At 58.8% G+C, this 25171-nt stretch carries 22 protein-coding genes; 14 read left to right on the top strand and 8 right to left on the bottom strand.

What is annotated here, in order from left to right; translation table 11 throughout:
* Nucleotides 1–137 precede the first annotated feature (137 nt).
* Nucleotides 138–857 (bottom strand): GntR family transcriptional regulator, encoded by a 720-nt coding sequence (locus tag MRS74_RS03890; RefSeq protein WP_254578961.1) that lies wholly within the window; start codon nucleotides 855–857, stop codon nucleotides 138–140.
* 288 nt (nucleotides 858–1145) lie between these two features.
* Between MRS74_RS03890 and MRS74_RS03885 the strand changes: the two genes are divergently transcribed.
* The 4 genes from MRS74_RS03885 to MRS74_RS03870 all read left to right on the top strand — a co-directional run bounded on the left by MRS74_RS03885 (nucleotide 1146) and on the right by MRS74_RS03870 (nucleotide 5218).
* Complete coding sequence (locus MRS74_RS03885) at nucleotides 1146–2039, top strand: aldo/keto reductase (RefSeq protein ID WP_254579051.1); 894 nt, start codon at nucleotides 1146–1148, stop codon at nucleotides 2037–2039.
* Between the two features lie 151 nt (nucleotides 2040–2190).
* Nucleotides 2191–2748: a TRAP transporter small permease gene (locus tag MRS74_RS03880; RefSeq protein WP_254578960.1), complete on the top strand. Its 558-nt coding sequence runs from the start codon at nucleotides 2191–2193 to the stop codon at nucleotides 2746–2748.
* Nucleotides 2749–2763: 15 nt separating this feature from the next.
* Nucleotides 2764–4050 carry a TRAP transporter large permease gene (locus MRS74_RS03875; protein ID WP_254578959.1) on the top strand — a complete coding sequence of 429 codons (1287 nt, stop codon included), beginning with the start codon at nucleotides 2764–2766 and terminating at the stop codon, nucleotides 4048–4050.
* A gap of 97 nt (nucleotides 4051–4147) precedes the next feature.
* On the top strand, nucleotides 4148–5218 hold the full coding sequence (locus MRS74_RS03870; RefSeq protein WP_254578958.1) for a TRAP transporter substrate-binding protein: 1071 nt from the start codon (nucleotides 4148–4150) through the stop codon (nucleotides 5216–5218).
* A gap of 470 nt (nucleotides 5219–5688) precedes the next feature.
* Here the strand turns inward: MRS74_RS03870 and MRS74_RS03865 are convergent, their stop codons facing one another.
* The gene (locus MRS74_RS03865; RefSeq protein WP_254578957.1) at nucleotides 5689–6516 is read right to left on the bottom strand and encodes an ion transporter; all 828 of its coding nucleotides are present in this window, start codon (nucleotides 6514–6516) and stop codon (nucleotides 5689–5691) included.
* A 316-nt stretch (nucleotides 6517–6832) separates the two neighbouring features.
* On the opposite strand from MRS74_RS03865, the gene MRS74_RS03860 reads away from it, so the two are divergent.
* From MRS74_RS03860 to MRS74_RS03845, 4 genes are read left to right on the top strand one after another with little or no spacing between them, the layout of a single operon-like run.
* Entirely contained in the window at nucleotides 6833–8095 is a 1263-nt protein-coding gene (locus MRS74_RS03860) for an ABC transporter substrate-binding protein (protein ID WP_254578956.1), read from the top strand.
* The gene (locus tag MRS74_RS03855) at nucleotides 8092–9084 is read left to right on the top strand and encodes a YVTN family beta-propeller repeat protein (RefSeq protein ID WP_254578955.1); all 993 of its coding nucleotides are present in this window, start codon (nucleotides 8092–8094) and stop codon (nucleotides 9082–9084) included. The genes MRS74_RS03860 and MRS74_RS03855 overlap by 4 nt, the downstream gene beginning before the upstream one ends.
* On the top strand, nucleotides 9084–9824 hold the full coding sequence (locus MRS74_RS03850; RefSeq protein WP_254578954.1) for an ABC transporter ATP-binding protein: 741 nt from the start codon (nucleotides 9084–9086) through the stop codon (nucleotides 9822–9824). The genes MRS74_RS03855 and MRS74_RS03850 overlap by 1 nt, the downstream gene beginning before the upstream one ends.
* Nucleotides 9821–10786 carry an ABC transporter permease gene (locus MRS74_RS03845; protein ID WP_254578953.1) on the top strand — a complete coding sequence of 322 codons (966 nt, stop codon included), beginning with the start codon at nucleotides 9821–9823 and terminating at the stop codon, nucleotides 10784–10786. Before MRS74_RS03850 ends, MRS74_RS03845 begins: the two co-directional genes overlap by 4 nt.
* Before the next feature lie 81 nt (nucleotides 10787–10867).
* On the opposite strand, the gene MRS74_RS03840 is transcribed toward MRS74_RS03845, so the two are convergent.
* Nucleotides 10868–11248, bottom strand: coding sequence for an MmcQ/YjbR family DNA-binding protein (locus tag MRS74_RS03840; RefSeq protein WP_254578952.1), 381 nt, complete (start codon nucleotides 11246–11248; stop codon nucleotides 10868–10870).
* 27 nt (nucleotides 11249–11275) lie between these two features.
* Nucleotides 11276–11863: a hypothetical protein gene (locus tag MRS74_RS03835; protein WP_254578951.1), complete on the bottom strand. Its 588-nt coding sequence runs from the start codon at nucleotides 11861–11863 to the stop codon at nucleotides 11276–11278.
* Between the two features lie 120 nt (nucleotides 11864–11983).
* Here MRS74_RS03835 and MRS74_RS03830 point away from each other — a divergent pair, with 120 nt between their 5' ends.
* The 3 genes from MRS74_RS03830 (at nucleotide 11984) to MRS74_RS03820 (ending at nucleotide 13931) form a co-directional block, all read left to right on the top strand.
* Entirely contained in the window at nucleotides 11984–12352 is a 369-nt protein-coding gene (locus tag MRS74_RS03830; RefSeq protein ID WP_254578950.1) for a thiol-disulfide oxidoreductase DCC family protein, read from the top strand.
* A 95-nt stretch (nucleotides 12353–12447) separates the two neighbouring features.
* Nucleotides 12448–13029, top strand: a complete 582-nt coding sequence (locus MRS74_RS03825; protein WP_254578949.1) for a rhodanese-like domain-containing protein — start codon at nucleotides 12448–12450, stop codon at nucleotides 13027–13029.
* A 236-nt stretch (nucleotides 13030–13265) separates the two neighbouring features.
* On the top strand, nucleotides 13266–13931 hold the full coding sequence (locus MRS74_RS03820) for a response regulator (RefSeq protein WP_254578948.1): 666 nt from the start codon (nucleotides 13266–13268) through the stop codon (nucleotides 13929–13931).
* A gap of 175 nt (nucleotides 13932–14106) precedes the next feature.
* On the opposite strand, the gene MRS74_RS03815 is transcribed toward MRS74_RS03820, so the two are convergent.
* The 3 genes from MRS74_RS03815 to MRS74_RS03805 form a co-directional block, all read right to left on the bottom strand.
* Nucleotides 14107–16710, bottom strand: a complete 2604-nt coding sequence (locus MRS74_RS03815; protein WP_254578947.1) for a hybrid sensor histidine kinase/response regulator — start codon at nucleotides 16708–16710, stop codon at nucleotides 14107–14109.
* Nucleotides 16711–16734: 24 nt separating this feature from the next.
* Nucleotides 16735–17898, bottom strand: a complete 1164-nt coding sequence (gene nosP, locus MRS74_RS03810; protein WP_254578946.1) for a nitric oxide-sensing protein NosP — start codon at nucleotides 17896–17898, stop codon at nucleotides 16735–16737.
* Nucleotides 17899–18179: 281 nt separating this feature from the next.
* A complete protein-coding gene (locus tag MRS74_RS03805) occupies nucleotides 18180–19331 on the bottom strand; it encodes a porin (RefSeq protein ID WP_254578945.1) in 1152 nt (383 codons plus the stop codon).
* 347 nt (nucleotides 19332–19678) lie between these two features.
* Here MRS74_RS03805 and MRS74_RS03800 point away from each other — a divergent pair, with 347 nt between their 5' ends.
* Nucleotides 19679–20128 (top strand): hypothetical protein, encoded by a 450-nt coding sequence (locus tag MRS74_RS03800; protein ID WP_254578944.1) that lies wholly within the window; start codon nucleotides 19679–19681, stop codon nucleotides 20126–20128.
* 289 nt (nucleotides 20129–20417) lie between these two features.
* Here the strand turns inward: MRS74_RS03800 and MRS74_RS03795 are convergent, their stop codons facing one another.
* Nucleotides 20418–21563 carry a DUF1348 family protein gene (locus MRS74_RS03795; protein ID WP_254578943.1) on the bottom strand — a complete coding sequence of 382 codons (1146 nt, stop codon included), beginning with the start codon at nucleotides 21561–21563 and terminating at the stop codon, nucleotides 20418–20420.
* 139 nt (nucleotides 21564–21702) lie between these two features.
* On the opposite strand from MRS74_RS03795, the gene MRS74_RS03790 reads away from it, so the two are divergent.
* Both MRS74_RS03790 and MRS74_RS03785 read left to right on the top strand, forming a co-directional pair.
* Nucleotides 21703–22659 carry a LysR family transcriptional regulator gene (locus MRS74_RS03790; RefSeq protein ID WP_254578942.1) on the top strand — a complete coding sequence of 319 codons (957 nt, stop codon included), beginning with the start codon at nucleotides 21703–21705 and terminating at the stop codon, nucleotides 22657–22659.
* Between the two features lie 718 nt (nucleotides 22660–23377).
* Entirely contained in the window at nucleotides 23378–25171 is a 1794-nt protein-coding gene (locus MRS74_RS03785; RefSeq protein ID WP_254578941.1) for a TOL_0244 family TonB-dependent receptor, read from the top strand.

Here is a 25171-nt window from a genome sequence, read left to right as displayed (position 1 = left end):
ACTGGAAACAAACAGAACAAAAGCCCATAGCCAAATGCGGCTACCGGCAAGCCCCTCCCTGGCAGCCTTGCCTGGTCCATCGCATCAGTGATAGATCATTTATGGATGAATTTGGCGCCCGTTAGAGGCCGTTAACCTCAGGACCAGCGTGCAAAATAACGGCACTTCAGTGGGTCAAACCAAGTACGGGAAAATTCCTCAACCTGGTTATTGTTGGACCAGCCCTTGCGCTCAACCCTTACCAGGGTGCTGCCCACCTCGACACCGAGCAGCTCGGCAACCCAATCCGGCGCCTCAACACAATCGATGCGATCCTCCACCCGGCCAATCCAGAAACCGAATACTTCGCGGTAATGCATATAGAGGGATTCGTGCAGATCCTCCGCCACCAGACTGTCGCTGTGACGATAATCAATCCAGATCTCCTCGGCCGCCACCAGCTGAGTATTCAGGTAGCGCTTGCGCCGAATGGACCACAACTTCGCCTCGAGATAGTTCATCTCCAGCTGTTGCGCCACCTCGGGCTCCTGGCGCATGGATACTGCCAGGGTATCGGCACGGGGCACACCGCCGCCGCCAAGGAGTTCCAGATGAAAGAACTGATAGATCGCGGTTCCGGTGGGGGCGCGCTTGACGTAGGTTCCCGAGCCCTGGCGGCGTTCCAGCAGGCCATCGGCCTCAAGTTTGGCCAGCGCCTTGCGCAGTGTGCCCACGGCCACATTCAGGCTCGACGCCAGCTGCGATTCGATCGGCAGACGCTCGCCGGGCTGCCAGTGGCCTGCGGCGATCTCGCGATGCAGCAGCTCGCCTATCTGGATATAGAGCGGCAACTTTTTGGATTTTCCGTTCTTCAGCACAACTGATTCCTTAAGGTCCGTATCCGAGATGGCCGGCTGCAGCGAAGTATCGCAGCATCAGGTGGCACAGCGTCACTCCAATATACCGGCCCTTGGGGGAAAAATACAACAATTCATGCATGATTGATTTACATCAACAAAATACACTGATAGGGTAACTCCACTACCGGATCCCGGTCTGCCTGCCCGTTATAGGCCAGAGCCAGTGCCACACCGGATAACAAGAACTGACCCGCTCGCCATCTCCACGGCGAGCGCAGAACATCGGGAGAAAGACCCTTGGAAAAAGTGCAGCTAGGCAATACCGCAGTGGAATTCAGCCGACTGGTCTACGGCGTCTGGCGACTGGCAGACGATGCCGATACCTCGGTTGCAAATGTGCGCGCCAAGATTGACGCCTGCCTGGAACAGGGCATCACCACCTTCGACCACGCCGACATCTATGGCGACTACCGCTGTGAAGCCCTGTTTGGCAAGGCACTGGCGCAAGATCCATCCCTGCGCGACGCCATCCAGCTGGTCAGCAAATGCGATATTGCCCTGATGTCCGATGCCTTCCCCGCCCGGCGCGTGAAGCACTACGACACCAGCGCAGCCTATATCCGCAACAGCGTTGATACGAGCCTTGCGAAGCTGCACAGCGAGCAGCTCGACCTGCTGCTGATTCACCGCCCCGACCCCTTTATGGATGCAGCCGAGACCGGCGCAGCCCTGGATGCCCTGGTCGACAGCGGCAAGGTAAAGGCGCTGGGCGTTTCCAACTTCCAGCACTGGGACTGGCGCCTGCTGCAGCAGCACATGAAGCACCCCCTGGTGGTCAACCAGATCGAGATGAACCTGCTTGAGCGCAATGCCTTTACCGACGGCACCCTCGCCTGCATGCAGCTCGATGGCATTGCGGCCATGGCCTGGTCGCCGCTGGCCGGCGGCGTCCTGTTCGGCAATTCGCCCGCAGCGCAGCGCCTGCGTCCGTTGCTACAGGCTATAGCCGCCCGCCACAACAGCTCCGACGATCTTGTCGCCCTGGCCTGGCTGATGATGCATCCGGCCGGCATCATGCCGGTGGTGGGGACCAACAACATTGAGCGCATCCGTGCGCTTGCCGGCGCCTGCGACATCCAGATCGATCGCGAAACCTGGTTCGAGCTCTGGACGGCGGCCAGCGGCAAGGAAGTTCCCTGAAGCCCGTAACCTAATCTGTGGCCTATTTCCCTGATCGAAAGCGCCACTATAGTTTCACTGTCAGAAAAGTCGGCGATACCGCCTGCGTGCCTGGGGTGCGCCGATACAACTGAATCCCTGAATAATTTTAATAAAAGGGTGTTGGCAGCTTATGAAGATACTAAAGTTCTGCCTTGGCGGGCTGGAATGGATCAACGCCCTGTTGATCCGCGCCGGCAAGTCCGTCGCCTGGGTCTGTGTCGCCGCCATGGTGGCGGCAATACTGCTGCAGGTGTTCTGCCGCTACGTGCTCAACAATGCCCTGCCCTGGCCCGAAGAAGCCGCCCGCGCCCTGATGATCTGGATGATGGCACTGGTGGCCGCCAACGCTTACCGCCAGGGATCCTTTGTCGCCATCGACATGCTGCACGGCTTCCTGCCCCCCAGGGTCCGGGCCGTTCTCAAGTTTTTCCTGCTGCTGATATCGGCGCTGGTGCTGGTACAGCTGTTCAGCCTTGGGCTGGAGTTCTTCCAGCGCGGTTTCCGTACCCGCGCCGCCTCCTTCGACCTGTCCCGCGCCTGGATCTATCTCGCCATGCCGGTCTGCTTTGGCAGCATGCTGCTGGTCAATGCCGAGCTTCTGTTGCGGGAAATCGGCCGTCTGTTTGGCGCCGCCGAAGACTTTCCCGCCCCCGTGCTCGACTCCAATACAGTTCCGGAAGCCGAATAAAAAGGACCACGCATCATGCTCGTATTATTCCTGCCGCTGTTCCTGATTTTCCTGCTGATTGGCATGCCGGTGTTTTTTGCCATGCTGTCGGCCCCCGGCATCATGCTGCTGGCCCAGGGCATGGATCGGGACATTCCCATGCTGTTTCGCAATATTTATAACGGCATCGACTCCTTCCCGCTGATGGCCATCCCGTTTTTCATGCTGGCGGGCGAACTGATGAACCGGGGCGGCATTACGCTGAGCCTGGTCAACTTTTCCCAGGCCTTTATCGGCCATGTGCGCGGCGGCCTGGCCCATGTGAACGTGCTCTCGAGCATGCTGTTCGCCGGCCTGTCCGGTTCCGCCGTGGCGGATACCTCGGCCATAGGTTCGATGATGATTCCGGCCATGGAGAAAAACGGCTATACAAGACGTTTTTCCGCCGCCATTACCGCCGCATCCTCGGTCATAGGCCCGATCATTCCGCCCTCCGGCATCATGATTATCTATGCCTACACCATGGAAGTGTCGGTGGCAGCGCTCTTTGCCGCCGGTGTTGTGCCCGGCATTCTGGTGGGTCTTGGGCTGATGGCGGTGATCGCCCTGATGGCCAAGCGCTATGATTTCCCGGTCGCAGGCCCCAAACAGACCTGGCCACAGCGGGCCACCGCCACCAAAAGTGCCTTCCTGCCGCTGCTGACGCCGGTCATCATTCTGGGTGGCATACTGGGCGGTATCTTCACCCCCACCGAAGCCTCGGCCGTAGCCGTAGGTTACGCCCTGGTGCTGAGCATCTGGGTCATGAAGACGGTCAAGATCAGTGAACTGCCGGGCATCTTCACCCGCAGCGCCCAGTCATCCGCCGTGGTGTTACTGCTGGTCGGTGCCGCCATTGCCTTCAAGACAGTGGTGAGCCTGTCCCACACCGCCGAACAGCTGGCCACCTGGGTGCTGAGCATCAGTGACAATCCGCTGATGCTGCTGTTCATGATCAACATTCTGCTGTTCATCGTCGGCATGTTCCTGGATGCCGGTCCCGCGATCATTATCCTGGGGCCCATACTGGCGCCGGTATTTATCGGCATAGGCGTGGATCCGATTCATTTCGCCATCATCATGAGCGTCAACCTGACCGTGGGGCTGGCAACACCGCCCATGGGCCTGGTGCTCTTCGTCGCCTCCAGCGTGTCCGGGGAAAAGGTCGAAGCCATTGCCAAATCCATACTGCCGTTCCTGTTTATCGAGATAGTGGTCATATTCCTGATTACCTTCTTCCCGGTACTGTCCATGACCATCCCCCGATGGCTTGGGCTTGCCTGACGCACTTAACGCCGACGGACACACAGACGCTGTATCCGTCTCACCATCAAGACCAAGACCAACCGTATCCACAACAAGAATCAAAGAGGATCCACCCATGGTGATTAACAAAAAACTCAAATCTGCCCTGGTGGGCACCCTGGCCAGCGCCACCCTGCTGTTCGGCGCCCTCAGCTCTGCCGCCGAGTTCAACCTGCGGGCCGTGGCCAACTCCAACGAAAACGACGAAGACTACGACGGCCTCGTGGTGTTCAAGGACTTCGTTGAAGCCCACTCCAACGGACGGATCGCCGTGGAACTCTTTATCGGCACCCAGTTGTGCGCCAACGGCACCGAGTGCATGCAGGCACTGGAAGACGGATCCGTGGACGTATTTATCTCCACTGCCAGCGGTGTGGGCAACATGTTCCCCTATGTCCAGGTACTGGATCTGCCCTACCTGCTGCGCGATGACCGTGTGGCCGAAACCGTGCTGGCCGGTGACTTCACCCGCGAACTGCGCACGTCCATCCTCGAAGACTCCGACAACCGCGTGCGCCTGATGACCATCGGTAACACCGGCGGCTGGCGCAATTTTGCCAACACCAAACGCACCGTCCAGACTCCCAAGGATATCGAAGGCCTGAAGATCCGTACCGTGGTATCAGACCTGCCCCAGGAGCTGGTGAAAGCCCTCGGCGCCAGCCCGACGCCGATTCCCTGGCCGGAACTCTTCACCTCCTTCCAGACCGGCGTGGTTGAAGGCTCCAAAAACGGCATCACCGATATCATGAGCATGAAGTTCCCCGAAGCCGGCCTCAAGTACATTACCCTGGATGGCCATGCCTACATGTCCGCCTACTGGTTCATGAACAACGAGAGCTTCCTCAATATGCCCGAAGACATGCGCCGCGTGATCGTGGACGGTTTCTCGGCGCTGCAGCAGGCCACCTTTGCCTCGCCCAAGCGCAAATCCATCAAGGCATACCAGGACTTCAGCAATGCCGGTGGCGAAGTCTATGTACCGACCCCCGAACAGAAGGATGCCTTCAAGAAAGCGGCCGAGCCCGTTTACAGCTGGTTCAAGGGCAACGTGAAGGATGGCGAAAAGTGGTTTGATCTGCTGGCCGGGGAAGCCGCCAAGGCCGAGCAGGCGATCGAAACAAGCTACGCCAGCGACCTGAACTAACGCCTGTCGCCATCCCGCAGGGGCGCCCCTTCCTTGCTTCATCATTGGCCGCAGGCCAATGCGAACGCTAGAAAAACCAGCAAGTCCATGCACTTGCGCCCGTTTTTCTGGCGTGACGGGCAAATAGGGAGGGAACCTATTTGTCCACCAGATAAATAGAAGGGCCGCCACGAACGGCAAGCCAATAAAGCAAAAAGCAGGAAGCGCTGACCAGGGCCAGCAGGCTCATCGTGCATCCAGGCGCAGCATCAAGAAGCTCCCGAATTCTGACACCATGCAAAGGCCCGCTTCGGCCGGTTGCGTTATCAACATCTGCTAGAACCGCACGGGCCCGTGATCGGACAGAGCACCGGCCACAGGCTCGACTGTACAAATCTCGGCGGCGCCTGTTACATGCAGGCCGGCACCGGGACTAGCCGAATCTGGATTCGGCCTACCAGAACCGAACCCATTATGGACCTCCAGGTCAATCACTCGCGCTTTTGCAGCAGTGCCTCCATGCGTGACAGCTGTTCGCGCATGGCCTGTACATCGCTACGCAGGCCATGCAGTTCCGCTGCCTCGCCCTCGCCGGTTTCCAGTTCCATCTGCACGCTTTCCTTCTGCATCACATCCAGCACTATGCCGATCATCATGTTCAGGAACACGAAGGAGTTAAGGAAGATAAAGGTGATGAAGTAGATCCAGCTGTAGGGGAAATACTCCATGGTGGGATAGAGCACCGCCGTGGCCCAGCTCTCGAAGGTGGCCACCTGGAAGAGCGTCAGCATGGCCAGCGCTATATTGCCCCACAGCTTCTCGTTCACTTCGTGGAACAGGAAGCTGCCGATGGCGCCATAGATATAGAAAATGATGAACATCAAAAGCGCCACATAGCCCATGCGCGGGATGGACTTGAACAGCGCCGTCACCAGCATGCGCAGCTCGGGGATCATCGACACCAGCCGCAGTACCCTGAAGATGCGCAGCAGCCGCGCCAGCAGTACCAGCTCCGAGTCATCCATCGGTACCAGGCTGGCAGTCACGATAATAAAATCAAATACATTCCAACCCTTTGTGAAGAAATCTCGCAGACGGCGTTCGCCCGCCATGCGAATCAGTATTTCCATCAGGAAAAAGGCGGTCACCCCCATATCCAGTACGCGCAAAGCCTGCTCGAAACGGCTGGTCTCCGAGTAGGTTTTGGCGCCGACCAGCAACGCCGACACTATGATGATGCCGATGACCAGGGCTTCAAACAGCTTGTTGGCCCGCAGGCGCTCAAAGCGCGACTGCAGGTTGGGAATGGCTTCACTCATGGGCTACTCGTCCGCAAACAGAAGGCGTGATCCGCAGGGGCGGCACGCGGGAAACGCGGCGGATTATCGCCCATCTTCCCTGCCATGCAAAGCGCCGGCGGCAGAGTTCCACTGTTGCCGATCCATACAACAAGTTGCGGCCCCACCTTTACCACTATGTCTCACCCAATGCCGCGGCCGCGGCCTGGCCACTGCCCCGAAAATGCTACTTCAGTACCAGTCGATCGGTACTTTCTGCATATTTCGCGCCCTTTGCCTGCGCCCTATGCTGGGTTGTCATGCCCATAAGAATAATCACAGGGAATAGGGTTGGATCATGCCTTGCCTTCATTTGTATCAACGCCTGAGCCTGTGCCTGAGCACAAGCCTGCTGCTGTGGCTACTCCAGACTCCGTCCCAGGCCGCTGACGCCGCTTTCACGGTCGCTGCAGACAAGTCCACAGATGCCGGGCTCGAGGTGCGTGTCGGCTACCTGAGTTACAGACCCGCAACCCCGCCCGCACTGTCCAATGTGCTGCCGGAACCGCGGGATTCCGGCCTGCGCGGTGCCGAGCTTGGTATTGCCGACAGCAACAGCAGCGGCCGCTTCCTCAAGCACCATTACCAGCTGGATCAGCTGAGCAGTGACGATCCCGACACACTGCTGAGTCAGGCGCTCGCCTGGCAATCCAGCGGTATCCATCTGATTGTGGCGGACCTGCCCGCCAGCGAACTTGCCCGCCTCAGCGAGGCCCTGGGAGGCAGCGCCCTTATCTTCAATGCCGGCAGCAGTGATGACGCACTGCGCACCGATCAGTGCCTTGGCAATGTGCTCCATACCCTGCCGAGTCGTGCCATGCTCACCGATGCTCTGGCCCAGTGGCTGGCATCGCGCCAATGGCGCAACTGGCTGCTGATTGTCGGCAACCAGCCCGAAGATCAGGCCTACGCCCGGGGGCTGCACCGCGCCGCCAAACGCTTTGGCGGCAAGATCATCGACGAGAAAACCTGGAGCTTTGATACCGATCTGCGCCGCACCGCCCAGAAGGAAATGCCGCTGTTCACCCAGGGCGGCGATTACGATGTTGTACTGCTGGCGGATGAGCGCGGCGACTTTGGCGAATATGTGCTCTACAACAGCTGGCTACCCCGCCCGGTAGCTGGCACCCAGGGGCTGACGCCCGTGGCCTGGCATCGGGTGATTGAGCAATGGGGCGCCGCCCAGCTGCAAAGCCGCTTCGAAGCCCAGAGCGGGCGCTGGATGCACGCCCGCGATTACGCCGCCTGGGCGGCGGTGCGCTCCATTGCCGAGGCTGTCACGCGAGTGCAGCAGGCCGAAGCACCCGTGCTGCGCACCTTTCTGCTCTCCGACGATTTCTCGCTGGCCGCCTTTAAGGGCCGCAAGCTGAGCTATCGCCCCTGGAGCGGCCAGCTGCGCCAGCCCATTGCCCTGGTACACCCAAGGGCGCTGGTATCCCAGTCTCCGCAGGAAGGCATTCTGCACCCAGTGACCGACCTCGACAGCCTTGGCTTCGATGCACCCGAAAGCCGCTGCGCCTCAGCCTACGCCACAGACAAAACAGATGGAGCCGCCCAATGAGCCTCAAACACGCCGCCCGGCATCGCCTCGCCTCCTGCCTGACGCTGGGCCTGTTAAGCCTGGGATATCAGAGCGGCGCCCAGGCGGACGTTGTGTACGTTTCCAACGAGAAGGATGACACCCTCTCACTGATCGACCTGGACAGCCTTGAAGTCATAAACACCTTTGACGTCGGTCAGCGCCCGCGGGGCATTACCCTCTCCGGCGACGGCAGCAAGCTCTACATCTGTGCCAGCGATTCCGACACCGTACAGGTGATGGATCTGGCCACGCACAGGATCATCGCCAGCCTGCCGTCGGGGGAAGACCCGGAACAGTTCGTGCTGCACCCCAATGACCAGCTGCTCTATGTCGCCAACGAAGATGATGCCCTGGTGACGGTCGTCGATGTGAACAGCCACGAGGTGGTGGCCCAGATCGATGTCGGCGTGGAGCCCGAAGGCATGGCGGTGAGCCCCGATGGCAAGTGGGTCATCAACACCAGCGAAACCACTAACATGCTGCACTGGATAGATACCGCGACCAATGAACTGGTCGACAATACCCTGGTGGATCAGCGCCCGCGCTACGTGGAGTTCAACCAGGATGGCTCCCTGCTCTGGGCCAGCTCCGAAATCGGCGGCACCGTGGCCGTGGTTGATGTCAGCACCCGCCAGATCGTTCACAGGCTGAACTTTGAAATTCGCGGCGTGCACCGCGACAAGATTCAGCCGGTTGGCATCAAGCTCAGCAAGGATGGCCGCTATGGTTTCGTGGCGCTCGGCCCTGCGAATCATATCGCCGTGGTGGATGCCAAAACCTATGAGGTGCTGGACTACCTGCTGGTCGGCCGACGCGTCTGGCATCTGGCGTTCAACAGCGACGAATCACGCCTGCTCAGCACCAATGGCATCAGCGGCGATGTGTCGGTCATCGATGTCGACAAGCTCAAGGTGATCAAGTCGATCAAGGTGGGCCGCTACCCCTGGGGCCTGGCGGTGAAACCCTGATGGCCATCGTCGTCGAAAAACTGGGGTTCAACTACGGTTCGCGTGCCGCCTTGAGCGACCTGAGTTTTGAACTGCTGCCCGGCAGCTTCAATGCCCTGCTGGGGCCCAATGGCGCCGGCAAGAGCACCCTGTTCGGATTGCTGACCCGGCTGCTGGCGCCCCAGCAAGGCGATATCCGCCTCTTTGGCCTGCCGATTCGCCAGCATGCCGGGGCCGTGATGCGCCGCCTGGGCGTGGTGTTTCAGCAGGGCACCCTGGATCTGGATCTGAGCGTGGCACAGAACCTGGCCTACCATGGCGCGTTGCAGGGGCTGCGTCGGCAGGATGTACAGACACGCATGCGCGCGGAACTCGAACGTCTGGACCTGGGCGATCGGCTGCATGAACGGGTACGCAACCTCAATGGCGGCCACCGTCGGCGCGTTGAGATCGCCCGCGCACTGCTGCATCGCCCCTCTGTGCTGCTATTGGACGAAGCCACCGTTGGCCTGGATACCCAGACCCGCGCCGCTCTCAACGACTATGTGCGCCGCCTGTGCCATGAAGACGGTCTCACCGTACTCTGGGCTACCCACCTGATCGAGGAAATCGATACCGATGACCGGGTACTGCTGCTGCACCAGGGAAAATTGCGCGCCGATAACAGCGCCGCTGACCTCTGCCGGCGCACCCATACGATAAGCCTGACACAGGCCTTCGCCCAGCTTACAGACCCACAACAGCAGGAGTCGCAGCCATGAATACCCGCATAAGCGCTGCACCTGCTGCTGTTCCAGGTACGGGGCCTGTTACCGAACCCGCCAGCCGCGAACATCCGAATGGGGACCACAGACAAGATCAGCCAAGTGACAGCAGACTCGTTGGCACTGACGTCGGCACGGGCTTCACCGCGGGATTGCCCGCCTACGGGCACTGCTTCGTCGGCATTCTGATGCGCGAGTATCTGCGCTTTGTACAGCAGCGCAGCCGTTTTCTCAGCTCTCTGGTGCGCCCGCTGCTGTGGCTGGTGGTGTTTGCTTCCGGCTTTCGCGCCGCCCTTGGCGTGGCGATCATTCCACCCTATGAAACCTACATCACCTACGAGACCTATATAGCGCCGGGGTTGTGTTGCATGATCCTGTTGTTCAACGGCATGCAGAGTTCACTCTCGATGGTGTACGACCGCGAAATGGGCAGCATGCGGGTGCTGCTGATGAGCCCGCTACCGCGCAGCTGGCTGCTGCTGTGCAAGCTCATGGCCATCGGGCTTATTTCACTGACCCAGGTGTATGCATTTCTCGCCCTCGCCTGGCTTAGCGTCGATTTCGACCCGCCGCTGCTGGGCTACATAACCGCATTGCCGGCGCTTTTCCTCACCGCCCTGCTGCTGGGAGCCATAGGACTCTTTCTGTCGACCCATATACGTCAGCTGGAAAATTTCGCCGGCGTGATGAATTTCGTCATATTCCCAATGTTCTTTATCTCGTCCGCGCTCTACCCGCTGTGGAAGATGCGCGAAGCCAGCGAGTGGCTCTACTGGCTGTGCCTGGCCAACCCCTTTACCCACGCCGTGGAACTGGTGCGCCACGCCCTTTATGGCCAGCTGAACCTGCTGGCCCTGGCCATTACCGCAGGCGCAACCCTGGTGTTCGCCCTGTTGGCAATTCTCGGTTTCAACCCCGAGCGTGCAGCGGGGGGAGGCAAGGTGAAAGGTGAAAGGTGAAAGGTGAAAGGTGAAAGGTGAAAGGTGAAAGGTGAATATGATAACGGTATAAGAATTTAATGTCGCAAAAGCTTTCCGAAGTTAACGGTATAATTCCTCCACCCCCCAGGCCAGTTCCAGCGCCTTGCGCTCCACCACCTTCAGACCAAGCACCACCAGGCCGTAGGAATGGTCAATCATGCGCTGCACTTCACCGTCCGGCAGCGAGCCATCCAGCAGCACCGTGTTCCAGTGGCGCTTGTTCATGTGATAGCCGGGCCTTACCGCCTCGAACAGATCCCGCAACATCTGCGCCTGCACCGGATCGCATTTGAGGTTCAGGCGCGCCCCATTCTTGTCGGTGATCAGCAACGCGAACATTTTCTGCCGTATCTTGAACACCGCAGGACCAGGGCCAAAGGGATAGTCTTCCCAGGCTTCGGGCTTGCCAAGCAGATAGTCCCGCGTGTGCTGAGCGTCCATAGGCAGAATTCCTTGTTTCAGGGGCGGTTAGAGTATTTCGATGGATTCAACGTAAATAACCTCGCAGGCCCCGCGGCCGACATCATCCCGGGTAAGGGAACTCTGCCAGCGCCAGCCATCGGCGCCGGTCGCCCGGATCAGGTAACCGCTGATACGCACCAGATCGCCGGTTTTGACGGACGCGATCTGCCGCTCCACATAGCTGTCGGCCGGCACCATGTGCATGTTGGCACTGTTTTGTTCGATCTGCTGACGTGGCACCGGGAACTGTTCGGTACGCCAGCGATACCAGCGCCCCGACTGGCGAATGTCGATACGCTCCAGCACCCGGCTGTCGGACATCACCCCCCAGCCCAGCGCCAGATCATATTTAGACAGATCCGATTCCCGATCCAGCCAGTAGCGCTCCTTGCCCAGCACCCGTGCGTCTATCTCGAACTCGGCCAGCGCGTCGATACGATAGCCTTCATGATCAAAGGGGGCACGGCTGACCGGCGCCTGACGCGGCAACTGTTCAACCAGCACCCCCTCGCTCTGGGTGCGTTCGCCGTCGGGGAAAAACATCACGGCCATCACGCCCAGCGCCAGCAGCCCCAGCAGTTTTTTTGCAGCCATACTATCTCTCCCTGCATGCCGAGGCGATAGCCATTATCCGCATCAATAACCTTCTAGTGCACCTGAATCCAGGAGCCTTGTCTAAGGTTACAGATACCAGCAGCAGAATCCAGAACCCTCATGAATGCTCTCCACCCCATCACGGTCTACTACGATGGCGCCTGCCCCCGCTGCCGGCGTGACCGTGCGCGCTATGAGAAGCTGGCAGGCACAGGCGCCGATGCCATCTGCTGGTTCGACATCAGCGGCCGTGAGACGGAACTGCGCCGCCTTGGCATAGACCCATACAAGGCACTCACCGAGCTTCACGTGCAGGATGCACAAGGTCGCATTCACAGTGAACTGGATGCTTACATCCTGCTGATGCGCCGGGTGCCGCGGCTCAAGCCCCTGGCCTGGCTGATTGGCCTGCCGCTCATCAGGCCATTGCTTTCCCGCTGCTATCACTGGCAGGTGATGCGCAGACTAAGCAACAGTCAGCGCCTTTGAGGCTGCGCCCTTTCGCCAAAAGCAGTACTTTAGTACTGGGTATTAGGCGCCATGGTAGAATTTTTCCTGCCTGGAAGGCGCGTTCTAATTAGGGCATGAATATAAAAAGCTGCACCCTGCACTCTATTCTCTGTCTGTCCATGGCGCTGTCGTTGCCATTGTCGGCGGCGCAAAGCGAAACCGCCGGAAATGACGCAACACTGTTTTCCGCCGATGGCTACCGCATTGCCCGGTATCGCAGCCCGACACCGGCGGCTATCGACCAGGCCCGCACCCTCGATACCGCCGCACTGCAGCTGCTGTTGCAACAGCGTCCCGATACAGCGCTGCTGAATGTACAGGCGCTCCAGTGGCGCACTGGTGTCTTTATCGAGCAGGAAGTCCGCCTGCAGATCCCCGGCAGCTACTGGCTGCCCAATGTCGGCAAGGGCGTACTTGAATCCCGCTGGGAAGACTATTTTCGCGTTCAGCTGGCGACGCTTCGGGACAAGGACAACACAAGGCCGCTGGTGTTCTACTGCCGGGCCGACTGCTGGATGTCCTGGAATGCGACAAAACGCGCCGCCAGCTGGGGTTATACTAGGCTCTACTGGTACCCCGAGGGCAGCGATGGCTGGCAGGATGCGCAGCTACCGGTGGAGCCTGCCGTGCCGGTTCCACTGACTGACGCCCATTAACAGCGACGGCCAGCACGTAACAACACCCAGACTAACCGAGCCAAGCCGCCGGGCAGGGGTTAAGATAGGGCTATTGAGCCAGCAGGTTACGCCATGAAGCAGAGATGCTTCATCATTGAGTTTTCTCTGGAAACTATGGCCCAATGCGAACGCAGAATTAATAGCAACGGTCACCGGCGCCTAGTACCCGCGGCCACAACCGCACTGTCGGATAATAACTATAACGGAGAGACCTCGTGTACAAGATACTGATTGCAGATGATCACCCGCTATTCCGTGAAGCTATTACCAACGTCATCCGCACCAGCCTGCCGGGGTGCGAAACCATCGAAACCGAGAGCCTTGATAGCGCGCTGGCACTGACACTGGAGCAGGACGATCTGGATCTTATCCTGCTGGATCTGAACATGCCGGGCATGCACGGCCTGAACGGTCTGATTACACTGCGCAATGAAGCCCCCACAGTCCCGGTGGTAATCGTTTCCGCCGAAGAGGACAAGCAGATAGTGCTGCAGGCCATCACCTACGGCGCCGTGGGCTTCATTACCAAATCATCGCCGCGCGAACAGATGACCGAAGCACTGCAACAGATTCTCGATGGCAACGTCTATCTACCCTCCGACATCATCCGGGCCAGCAAGCCCGAAAGCCGCCGCAACCGTAATGACGAAAGCCGTATCCCGGTGGAGTTGCTGTCCTCCCTGACCCGCCGTCAGCTGCTCGTACTCGAGCGCATGGCTACGGGGGAGTCCAACAAGCAGATTGCCTACAACCTCCATATCGCCGAAACCACCGTAAAGGCTCATGTCTCGGCAATACTGCGCAAGCTCGGTGTGCATAACCGCATCCAGGCCGTGCTCTCGGCCGGCAATATCGACTTCGCCCAATACCTGCGCCGTTAAAAAAGCACCTGCCGCTCACAAATCCGGATGACACCTTCAAGCCGCTGCGCTGCTCTGCCGCAGCGCAGGACTCTATTTCAGCCCTTCATCCAGCCTTACGCCAGTTGTTCATTCAGGCGTTACCCTCCTTACACCGCGCTTCATGCAAGGTTAAAGACGCACGGCACCAAGACATTCAGACACGCGCGTTCAGCAGGTGATTGAGTGTGGTCTTGAGCTTCATGGGCCGCACGGGCTTGTGCATCAGCAGATAGCCCAGATCGCGGATCTGCTGCTTGAGCTCATGACTGTAGTTGGCGGTGACCATCAGCACCGGCAGGTCATCGCTGCGCTGACGCTTGATCTCGGCCACCAGATCGATACCGTTTTCGTCGTTGTCCAGGTGATAGTCCACGATAAGCAGATCCACCGGGCCATCCGCCACCGACACCTTGAGTTCCAGGTCCGCCAGCGACAAGGCGGTCACAACCTCGCAGCCCCAGCCCTGCATCAGGGTGGCCATGCCATCGCAGATAGCCTGATCATTATCCACCACCCACAGGCGCGCATTGTCGAGCCAGGCCTGAGCTGGTTCGCGGTTGAGCTGCCCGCTCTCACTGCGGGGCTCCAGGGTTCCCAGTGGCACCTCCACGGAAAACACCGAACCGCGCCCCGGTACCGAAGTGACAGCCACCTGATGCCCCAGAATACGGGAGATCTTGTCGACGATGGCAAGACCCAGCCCCAGCCCCTTGTCATGATGACCACCGCCCTGGGGCAGAATGCGTTTGAACTCCAGGAAGATCTCGGTGAGTTTCTCCTCGGCAATGCCGATACCGGTATCCCACACCTCGATCAGCAGACTGTCGCGGCGCCGACGGCAGCCAAATAGAATCCGGCCGGTCTCGGTGTAGCGCATTGCATTGGAGAGGAAGTTGCGCAGTATGCGCGCCAGCAACTGGCTGTCAGAGCGAATCACCGCATCACTGCTGACAAAGCGCAGCTGCAGATTTTCCTTGCGCGCCACCTGACTGTATTCATTGGCGATATTCTGCAGCAGGTCACGTACGCAAAAGGCATTGATATCCGGCGTAATCACGCCAGCGTCCAGCTTCGATATATCCACCAGAGTGCTGAGCAGGCTCTCGACATCGGCCAGGGAGTTGTTGACTGACCCCACCAGGCGTGACACCGGCTCCGCCATGTCCTGCTCCTGCAGCGCACCGGTAAACAGGCGGGCGGCATTGAGCGGTTGCAACAGATCATGACTCACGGCGGCGAGGAACTTGGTCTTGGACAGGTTCGCCTGCTCCGCCTCCTTCTTGGCTTCACGCAGGCGCGCCTCGATCGCGACGCGCTCATGGATCTCCTGGCGCAGCTTGTCATTCAGCGCCCTAAGCTCGGTGGTGCGTTCATCCACTCGCTGCTCAAGGTGCTGATAGGCCTGCTCAAGCGCATGGGCAGTGCGACGCCGCTCGGTAATGTCGCGGATCATGACGAAAATGCCCACGGCTCGCCCGCTGCTGTCCAGGTTCGGCACATAGGACTTCAGCATGCAGCGCATTTCACCGTGAAGGTTTCTCTCGTCGATCTCGAAGGTCACGCTCTCGCCGGCCAGGGCCCGCTCCATATAGGGCCGAATTTTGCGGAACTGCGTCTCGCCCTGCACCTCACTGATCAGGCGACCATTCAGCTCGCCCCGCGGCCAGCCATACCACTCGTCATATACCTTGTTGCTGAACTGGTAGCGCAGGTCCTCGCCCACATAGCCAATCAGGGCGGGCACATGGTCGGTTATCAGACGGATCCACTGCTCGCTTTCACGCAGGGTTTCGGCGTAACGATGCCGTTCGGTAATATCGGTATAGGTATTGACGTAACCGCCGGTGGGCATGGGATGGGTGCGAATCTCCAGTACCCGGCCATCGGGCAGAGTCTGCTCCAGCGCCAGGACGCCATCAGTGCATTGCAGCGCCGTGATCGGCGCCAGCACGGACACATCACCTCCGGCCAGCAATTCGGTGAACAGGCGCTGCTGGGGCACTTGCGCAGGATCAATGCCGCTCAGTTGAATAAAGCGATGATTCCAGACCTCAAGCTCGCCCTGGCCGTTCACCAGTGCAACGCCCTGGGAGAGGTGGTCGACCAGGCTCTGCAGCAAACGGGATTTTTGTGCCAGCGCCCGTTCGCGCTTTGCCTCCTCGAAGGCCTTGAGCTCGGTGATGTCGGTATAGAGCACCACCAGGCCACCGTCACTGGTGACCTTTTCGTTGACCTGCATCCAGTGGCCGTTGGCCAGTTTCATGACCGGGCTGCCGGAGCCCGCCTGGGAGCCACTTTCCTCCAGAATCAGCCCATGCTCATGGGCCAGGCGCTTGAGATCTGAAATGGTGGTGCCGTCTTCAATGCGAATTCCGGTGCCGTCCCAGAAGGCCCGAAAATGACTGTTGGACAACAGAATGCGCCGGTCGCGATCAAAGAGTACGAAGGCATCAGATATGCTTTCAATTGCATCGATCAGCCGCTGCTGCGACATCTCGGCTTCTTCACTGGCCCGGGTCAGGGCACGGTTGCTGCGCTTGATCTGCAGCAGCGCACTGTTAAGCGCTTCGGTACGTTCGCGTACCTGCTCGGCCAGCACCACGGAATGTTCGAAGGCGCCGTAAGGATCGGCGCGATGACCACCACCGGATTCGACCCGTTCGATCAGGGCGCCATTGATCTTGCGCAGCTTGGCATTGTCCTTCTCCAGATCCGCGATACGCGCCTGCAGCTCAAGCAGCTGCGCGGAGACACTCATGGGCAGCGGGCCCGCAGCACCGCATCAACGCAGGTCATGACGATAGCCTCCGATCGCCACACCGGTGAAGGTCTGGTTAAGGTGCATGCCGTTGAACTGCTCACCATAGGTGTTGAAGCCAATGACGCGGTGCGCCTGCAGGTAATCGGACATGGTCGTATCAAGCCCGGTGCACTCGGACTCAAGGCGACGCAGGAAACAATCGCAGCCAATCACCAGCCGCGGTGTGCCTATGGCCTGTTCGATGCGTGCAAACTCGGCATCGAGGTTTTCCAGCATGGCGCCCGGGCGCATGGTTGTGAGTACGATGCCCTTCTCCACCGCGCAGTAAAACGTCATGCTCAGATCCGCATTGACTCGCTGAATAGAGCGTACGTAGTAATCGTCACCGATACGCACCGCCACGGGATTGAGCGCAAAGGCACGAAAGTCGAGTTCCGCCACCGAGACCCCCAGCATCCTGGCATACTCAAGCGCGGCGGGCTCGGCATTGAGTTCAGTCACGGTACGGCTGTCCGGATCGGCGCCGGTTACCACCATTTTCTCTCCGGGGTGCTCGATATGGTGGCTCGAAAATACCTCGAAATCGCAGCGGGTATTGAACATTAAAACCACGGCGGCATCGGTATGAAAACGGCCCTCGAAGAACACATGGGTATTGGCCAGGTGAATGTCATCACCGGCCGAGCCACCAAAATTGGGAATACTGCCCAGGGCAGAATTAAGCGCCACCAGAAAAAGTTCCTCCTGACTCGACAGCCCATCGAGAAGGGTAAGAACAAAGGTATTGCGCTTTATGGGTGCCAGGTTGCGGGCACGACAGCCCGCCGTCAGGCTTTCAACCACCGCCTGGGCGTCTGTCAGGGAAAAGCGCCCGATCTGCTTCACCAGCTGGCCTTCAATGGCAAAGCCGCGGGCATCGAAGCCAATGGCCGTTACGCAGCCCTGACCGTAGCCCTGGGGGGTAATTTCACCCGCCGTGGTGCAGCCGGCCAGGCCAACGCCTGCGAACCCGGTCTGCAGTGCAGCGCCCAGGGCTTCGAGATCATACTCGGCGGAGCAGAAAAAAAGCACGAACCCCAGGTTAGGGCTGCGCAGCCTATCGCACAGTTCGCGCGCTGCCGTGGCAGGGTCGGTGCTGTAGCTCACCGCCGTCGTTGCAGGTGGCTGGAGGTCATCAAGGATCAACGCTAGCCTCCCCGGGAGTATCAGCGTCAGAAAAGAGGTCAGGTTCTATTGTAGGCGGTAGCAGGGCACAGCTTAAATACTACTTAGGAACAACGTTCAAACATCCACCTAAATTACTGATTAGTATCGTATTTAATGTTAATTAAACGTTAAAACCAAGGTAGCACCGGCGGCTACACAGTACTTAAGTACTAGACTAGAGCGCAAATAAAAACGCGGCTGCAGATACTGGAGAAGGGGGTAACCAGTATCCACAACCGCGTCACCGCGACCTGTTCGTATTACCAGGTCAGTACTGCACCGACTGCGATGGTGTCGGTATCCTCGAAGTCAGAACCACCCACGGCGACTTCGGTACGATTCAATTCTGCCACTAACTTTAGATTTTCATTGACATCGTGAAATACGGCAACGGCGGCATTGGAGTATTCGGCATCCGTCCCCATCAACAGCGGATCATTGCTGCTTTCGTTCTCACCATAGGACAAAACAAAGCGGTTTGCACCCAATGTGTAGGATGCCTGCGTCAGATAGCCCTGCACATCGTTGTTTTCGGATGTCACCAGGTTGCTCAATCCGGCCACTGTACCAAGCCCCTGGCCATCCACGGCGGAGGCTGTGAGCGACAGGCCACCAAGCTTGACGTTCACCCCGCCCGACACACCACGGGAATCGACATTGTCGCTGCCGGCAGCCGAACTCTGATACAGGCCGCCAACCCAGGTTTTGAACGAACCGCCATTGAAATCACGCTGATAGGTCAGCTCGGTTTCAAACCGTGGCATCTCTTCGGACGACGCATCGTCGGTTTTGCTCGGATCCATGATGCCGCCTGCAAACTGCAGACCCCTGGCCACCGGAGAGCGATAGGTAATCTGCGCCACCGGGAAGGGATAGACATAACCACTGCCGATATTACCGAAGGACACGTTGCCGCCATCCACCAGCCCCAGGGTATCGGACACCTGCCCGTGGCCGAGCAACAGCTCATCGGACAGAATATTGGTGCGGCTGAAAAGCCCGAAGTCCTTGCCGATCAAGACCTGACCAAAGTCGCCATCCACAGTGCCGTAGAACTGACGCACGTCTATGCCGCTGCGGGTGCCCAGGCCTTCAGCGTCGCGGTTTAAATCGGTGTCGTTAACCGTCACCCAGAACGAGGAACGGGCACCGAGTTTAAGATCGCCCGCCTCCTTCGTCATGTTGAAGCCAATCCAGTTGGGCAGAAAGCCCATGCGCACCCGAGCCTGATCCCGGTCGCCCATTGGGCCACCCTCGACGCTGCTCTGGGTATAGAAGACATTGATCAGGCCGTCGGCACTGAAGGTCGTCCCCTCGTTATCATAGAGTGTAATGCTGGCCAGTGTCTGACCCGATACCAGCAGCGCCACAGCGGCTGGTAGCAGTTTCACAAACATGTTTTTATTTTTCATTGCGTTTCCCTGGTTTGGATTCGGTTTAAGGCTGTGGCCATTATCCGTACCCGATATCCAGCGAAAAACAGCCTGTTTGGCTATAAAAAACAATACTTTGGCGCTTATATAAAATGTCGAATCAAAGATCGAAGACAAAAGCAGAAAAAGCCCGCTACACCTCACCCCCTTCCCGCCCAGGCCCCTGCTGCCCCTACCCGGCCCCCGCCACAAGTAGCGCTTTTTCACGCGACCGCAACATCGGCTGCGGCAATCCCTGTCGCTGTAACTTGGGGGTTTGAACTATTCTGTGGAGGTATCAAAGGCGGGCGCGACTGCAGACCCGCCGTTTCCACAGGAGTCAATCGATGAAAACAATCTTTGTTTTGCTGATCAGCACCGCCGCCGTCCTGCTCGGTACGGCGCCACAGGCGTCGGAACTGTCGGACCAGCTGATCCGGGACGCCCGGCAAAGCTGTGCCGCCAACCAGGGTGGTCAGCTCGGTTATCAGCCCGGTACCATCCGTGTAATCGATCTCAACCGCGATGGCATCGAGGACGAGATCGTCGACGAAAGCACCTACAGCTGCACCTCATCCGCCACCCAGTACTGCGATGCCACCGGCTGCGGACTCAAGGTTATCGTCAACAACCAGATCCTGGAGCGTCATGTACGCCAGTGGCAGATTATCGACTGGGACAACGACCGCATGTTGCTGCTGTCCCTGCACGGCTCCCAGTGCGGCACCCAGTCGGCCCAGGGCTGTTATGAAGCCGTCACCTGGGTTGATGGCGGCTTTCGCAGCGTGCGCCGCTAGCAGCCTGTCGGACTTGACCGGTCGTAGCGAGGGAATGGCCGTTTTAAGTCAGTTTTTGGGCTCTTTTAAGGCGAATAGTGGTTCTATTTAACGAAAGAGAGTACGAAAAATGGTCAAAATCGGCGTTTCCGCAGTAGATCAGTGTTAAGCCCGACAGGCTGCTAGGCTGCTAGGCTGCACCCGGGCGCCCTGCTCGCTTAGCTCTGCGCCAACCTCCTCAGCCGAATCACTGACATGACGGAGCCTGAAAGCAATAACAGCTTCAGGCTCAATCTCGTTCAGAACTGCACTAAAGGCCAAGCTCGGTCAGGCCCGGATGATCATCGGGACGTCTCCCCAGGGGCCAGCGAAACTTGCGCTCGGCCTCGGTGATGGGCACGTCGTTGATACTGGCATGGCGTTGTGCCATCAGCCCGTTATCGTCGAACAGCCAGTTTTCATTGCCACAGGCGCGAAACCAGGCGCCGTTGTCATCCTGCCATTCGTAGACAAAGCGCACAGCGATGCGGTTATCGGTAAAGGCCCAGAGTTCCTTGATCAGCCGGTATTCATGTTCACGCTGCCACTTGCGCGCAAGCAGGCCACGTATCTGCTCCCGCCCGGTGACATATTCAGAGCGATTGCGCCAGCGGCTATCCGGTGTATAGGCCAGGGATACCCGTTCGGGGTCCTGACTATTCCAGGCGTCTTCCGCCAGGCGGATTTTCTGTATAGCCGTGTCGCGGCTAAAGGGTGGTAACGGAGGTCTTGGCTGCTCGTGTGTCATCTTTGTTCCCCTGATTTTTTGGGTATGCTCTCTTCGCGTATTCTCTGGAAGCAATGTCGATTGCCGACTCTGTCCAGAGGCCGCGAGCTGTGCCCGTAAACGCCGATTCTCTTCGCGTAATGGCTGCATTTGCTGTTCAATTTCCTGCTGGGTATAGCGTTGCACAAGGTGCTGCGGGCAATTCCAGTCAAAGGCTTCAATCTGCACAATGAATCCCCGCTCAATGCTCGCCCTGTAGTATGGCACTATCAGTGTGACCAGCGCCTCGCTTTGCGCATCCAGTTCGCGCACTCGCCCCAGTAGCTTAAGACGGGCCTTGTTGGGGTAATCCGTCATGATCAGCGCCACGCGGTCGTCGGTGCGAAAATTGCCTGTACTGATGTACTGCCGGTTGCCCCTGAAGTCGGCAAAACCGATATGGCCATCATCCAGCACCCGGACAAAACCCGCCGGCCCGCCGCGATGCTGCACATAGGGCCAGCCGGTTTCACTGACACTGGCCATATAAAAGCTGTCTCTTGCTGCAATAAAATCCGTTTCCCGCGGGCCCAGCCGGTGATGATGGTCTGCGCCCTGCTCCATCTTGGCATAGCTGGAGCGACTACCCATGGCTTGCTGCGCCTCGCGCACCGTGGCGGTAAAGGCTAACTCGGCGAATCGGTGTCCCATGCTGTACCTCCTGACTCTCAGAGCCTGCAACTTGATCGGCCTTGCCTTGTTGTGCCGGTGAAAAGCCATGATGGCAAATATCACTTGCCAGAAGAATTATCAAAAAAGACAATTAATTATTCCATCTGAAGGAATAGTTATGGATCAGTTTCATCTCATGAGCGTATTTGTCGCCGTCGCCGAACAGCAGGGCTTCGCTGCTGCCGCCCGCAGTCTGGGCATTTCTCCCCCCGCTGTCACCCGCGCCATAGCCGCACTGGAGCAGAATCTCGGTATTCGGCTATTGCAGCGCACCACACGCATAGTGCGCCTGACGGAGGCGGGCCTGCGCTACCTGGAGGATGCCAGGCGTATTCTGAGCGATGTCGAGGCCGCGGCGGATGCGGCCGCTGGAATCAACGCCCAGCCCCGCGGCCACCTGACCGTTACAGCACCGGTCCTGTTCGGGCGCATCTTCGTGCTGCCGGCACTGATCGAGTACCTGGAAACCTACCCTGAAACTCGCATGTCGAGCCTGTTTCTGGATCGCATCGTCAATATGCTGGAAGAAGGAGTTGATGTGGGGGTGCGTATCGGCGAGCTGCCTGATTCCAGCATGCGCGCACTGCGTGTGGGTTCGGTACGCCTTATGCTTTGCGCGTCCCCTGCCTATCTGCAACAACAGGGCAGGCCCGAGACGCTGCAGGCGCTTGAGGGCCACAGCATTATCGCCTCAAGCGCCGGCAGTGGCGCAGCCTTGGGGGACTGGCGTTTTACCACCAAAACCGGGATTCAAAGTTTGAGGATTCGACCGCGCCTCAGTGTCACCACCAACGATGCCGCTATTGAGGCGGCAGTTCAGGGGCTGGGAATTACCCGGGTGCTGTCCTACCAGGTCGCCGAGCACATCAGCAGCGGCGCACTTGAGGTACTGCTGAGCGATTGTGAACCGGCACCGCGACCCATTCATATAATGCACCGCGAAGGCCGCTACGCCAGCGCCAAGGTGCGCGCGCTGGTTGACCTGCTGGCACAACGGCTGCGAGCTAATCCGGCGATTGAGCAGGGTCCTGAACAGCCACTGCAGGCAACAGGAGCCAAGAGCAACCCAAGATAACGGTATAAATAGATAACATCCATAACAGGCCCCAAGACAGGTGCAGGATTATGGCATTGTGGCCTGATAACCACTGCAGCCAGCAACCAGGCTGGCAATAATACGCCTGCAGTGCCCTGTAATCCGCGCAATGGTGTTACACCAAGCGCCAGAAGCGGTACATTGATCGCAATGGCGCAGATGGCAAAGCGGTTCATGGATCAGCATATAATCCGCAGCCTCCGGCCGGGTGATCATTGGCCTCCAGCGTTCAGAGATATTGGGTCGCTGCAGTGAAATCTACCCCGGCGATGGCACCACGCCCAAAAGCCTGCTCACAAGTGCCGATACGGCGCTGTACCTATCCAAGGAAAATGGTCGCAACCGCGTGACGTGATCGATGACTTAAGATCCATTGTGTGCAGCAAAGCAGACAACAAATGACAACCAGATTGACTACATGAACCCGGCTGCACAGCTTATATAAAGATATCGGTCTGTCCGGTTCAATAAAATAATTATCGTGCTGCACAATTATCGACTAGCTTTATATGCGATGACTTAGCAGGGATGCCGTATGGATAATGCAGTCAAACTGTGGCAATTCCTGCTTAACAGGCATCGGCCTGTCAGACACAGGAAGCGTTGCCCTTTCACCCAACTTGGCCTGATGTCGGCGCTGTTACTGCTGGCGTTTCCCGCAGATGCTGCCCCCCCCTCCTACGCCACACGCGATCTGATGAGTCTCAGCCTGGAAGAGCTGGCCAGCATCGAGATCAGCTCGGTATCAAAAAAGCCGGAGAAGCTGTCGCAGGCAGCGGCATCGGTGTTCGTCATTACCGCTGAGGACATCCGCCGTAGTGGCGCAACCCGCCTGCCCGAAGCCCTGCGCCTGGCACCGAACTTGCTGGTCGCGCGCCGTGATGCCAATAGTTATGCCATTAGCGCTCGCGGGTTCAACTCGGGCACGGCCAACAAATTGCAGGTTCTGATCGATGGGCGTATTGCGTATACGCCGCTGTACTCCGGCGTATTCTGGGATATTCAGGATGTTTTACTGCAGGATGTGGAGCGCATCGAAGTGATCAGCGGGCCCGGCGCCACGACCTGGGGCAGCAATGCGGTCAATGGCGTGATCAACGTTATCACCCGTTCAGCCGCTGATACCCAGGGCGGCCTGGCGGTCGTCGAAGCTGGCAACACTGACCAGGGCATGGCACTGCGCCATGGCGGCTCCCTGGCACGCGGTGGCCATTACCGTATCTACGGCAAAGCCTTGAATGTCGATGACACCCGGCGGGAGAGCGGCGGCAACGCACAGGATGCTCAACGCATCGGCCAACTGGGATTTCGTGCCGATATGCCGGCCGCCGGCGAGCTTAGTGTACAGGGAGACCTGTATGACGGGAGAGAAGATCAACCGCAGCCGGGCACCGGCGAAGTTCGGGGCCTCAACCTCCTTACCCGCTGGCAACATACGCTGGCCGAGGGGTCCGGCGTGCAGCTGCAGGCTTACTACGACCGCACAGAGCGTGAGCAGCCCGGCACCTTCGCCGAGACACTGGATATCCTGGATGTTGAAGTGCAGCATCACCTGTCGCTGGGAGAGCGCCATGACATTGTGTGGGGCGCAGGTTATAGATCTGCCTGGGATGATGTCCGCAACAGCGCTGCGCTGGCATTTTTGCCGGCGAAAAAGCAGCTCAGCTGGGGCAGCCTGTTCCTGCAGGACGAGATCCGGCTGCAACCCGATCTCAGGCTGACCCTGGGCGGGCGACTGGAGCACAATACCTATTCCCATCTGGAGTTCATGCCCAACATCCGCCTCGCCTGGGACCTGAATCCGCAGCAGCTTCTCTGGACATCCCTGGCCCGCAGCGTGCGCTCGCCATCGCGGCTGGATCGCGAACTGTTTGCGCCGGCGGTTAATCCCAGCCTGGCGGGCGGTGCCGATTTCGATTCAGAAGTAGCTGATTCGCTGGAAATCGGCTTTCGGAACCTGGTGTCGGAGCGATTTTCCGTTTCAGCAACCGCCTTCTACCATAGCTACGACAACCTGCGTACGGTTGAGCCGATCGGGGGTGGCGTCTTCGTCATCGACAATGGGCTGGAAGCCGAAACCTACGGTATTGAATTCTGGGGCGGCTATCAGCTGTCTGAGCACTGGCGTATCAGTGGCGGCGGGATGCTGCTGCAGGAGGACCTGCACCTCGATTCCGACAGTAATGATGTGAATGGAGGCAAATCCGAGGCCAATGACCCATCAAACCAGTGGCTGCTGCGCTCGAGTCTGGATCTGGGCGCACAGCATGAGCTTGATCTGACGTTGCGTCATGTTGGCAAACTTTCGGCAACCGCTGTGCCGGCATACACCGCGCTGGATATTCGTCTTGGCTGGCAGCCATCACCAGAGACCCAGCTCTCGTTAACCGCCCGTAATCTTCTGGACTCGCAGCACCCCGAATTCGACCGTGCGACATCACGCAGCGAAGTAGAACGCAGTATCTATGTCCAGTTGCTGCAACGGTTCTGA

It is taken from the genome of Marinobacterium sedimentorum (assembly GCF_024267675.1).
Taxonomy (GTDB): domain Bacteria; phylum Pseudomonadota; class Gammaproteobacteria; order Pseudomonadales; family Balneatricaceae; genus Marinobacterium_A; species Marinobacterium_A sedimentorum.
Note: the sequence above shows the minus strand (reverse complement) of the source record. Positions and strands in the feature narration are given on the sequence as shown.

Excerpts from the sequence above, each read along its gene's own strand:
- MRS74_RS03790 (WP_254578942.1), top strand. The coding sequence starts at position 21,703 with ATGGATCAGTTTCATCTCATGAGCGTATTTGTCGCCGTCGCCGAACAG.
- MRS74_RS03840 (WP_254578952.1), bottom strand. The coding sequence starts at position 11,248 with ATGGACGCTCAGCACACGCGGGACTATCTGCTTGGCAAGCCCGAAGCC.
- MRS74_RS03825 (WP_254578949.1), top strand. The coding sequence starts at position 12,448 with ATGAATATAAAAAGCTGCACCCTGCACTCTATTCTCTGTCTGTCCATG.
- MRS74_RS03850 (WP_254578954.1), top strand. The coding sequence starts at position 9,084 with ATGGCCATCGTCGTCGAAAAACTGGGGTTCAACTACGGTTCGCGTGCC.
- MRS74_RS03875 (WP_254578959.1), top strand. The coding sequence starts at position 2,764 with ATGCTCGTATTATTCCTGCCGCTGTTCCTGATTTTCCTGCTGATTGGC.
- MRS74_RS03815 (WP_254578947.1), bottom strand. The coding sequence starts at position 16,710 with ATGAGTGTCTCCGCGCAGCTGCTTGAGCTGCAGGCGCGTATCGCGGAT.
- MRS74_RS03865 (WP_254578957.1), bottom strand. The coding sequence starts at position 6,516 with ATGAGTGAAGCCATTCCCAACCTGCAGTCGCGCTTTGAGCGCCTGCGG.
- MRS74_RS03785 (WP_254578941.1), top strand. The coding sequence starts at position 23,378 with ATGAGTCTCAGCCTGGAAGAGCTGGCCAGCATCGAGATCAGCTCGGTA.
- MRS74_RS03845 (WP_254578953.1), top strand. The coding sequence starts at position 9,821 with ATGAATACCCGCATAAGCGCTGCACCTGCTGCTGTTCCAGGTACGGGG.
- MRS74_RS03835 (WP_254578951.1), bottom strand. The coding sequence starts at position 11,863 with ATGGCTGCAAAAAAACTGCTGGGGCTGCTGGCGCTGGGCGTGATGGCC.
- MRS74_RS03795 (WP_254578943.1), bottom strand. The coding sequence starts at position 21,563 with ATGGGACACCGATTCGCCGAGTTAGCCTTTACCGCCACGGTGCGCGAG.
- MRS74_RS03800 (WP_254578944.1), top strand. The coding sequence starts at position 19,679 with ATGAAAACAATCTTTGTTTTGCTGATCAGCACCGCCGCCGTCCTGCTC.
- MRS74_RS03830 (WP_254578950.1), top strand. The coding sequence starts at position 11,984 with ATGAATGCTCTCCACCCCATCACGGTCTACTACGATGGCGCCTGCCCC.
- MRS74_RS03880 (WP_254578960.1), top strand. The coding sequence starts at position 2,191 with ATGAAGATACTAAAGTTCTGCCTTGGCGGGCTGGAATGGATCAACGCC.
- MRS74_RS03860 (WP_254578956.1), top strand. The coding sequence starts at position 6,833 with ATGCCTTGCCTTCATTTGTATCAACGCCTGAGCCTGTGCCTGAGCACA.
- MRS74_RS03870 (WP_254578958.1), top strand. The coding sequence starts at position 4,148 with ATGGTGATTAACAAAAAACTCAAATCTGCCCTGGTGGGCACCCTGGCC.
- MRS74_RS03855 (WP_254578955.1), top strand. The coding sequence starts at position 8,092 with ATGAGCCTCAAACACGCCGCCCGGCATCGCCTCGCCTCCTGCCTGACG.
- MRS74_RS03805 (WP_254578945.1), bottom strand. The coding sequence starts at position 19,331 with ATGAAAAATAAAAACATGTTTGTGAAACTGCTACCAGCCGCTGTGGCG.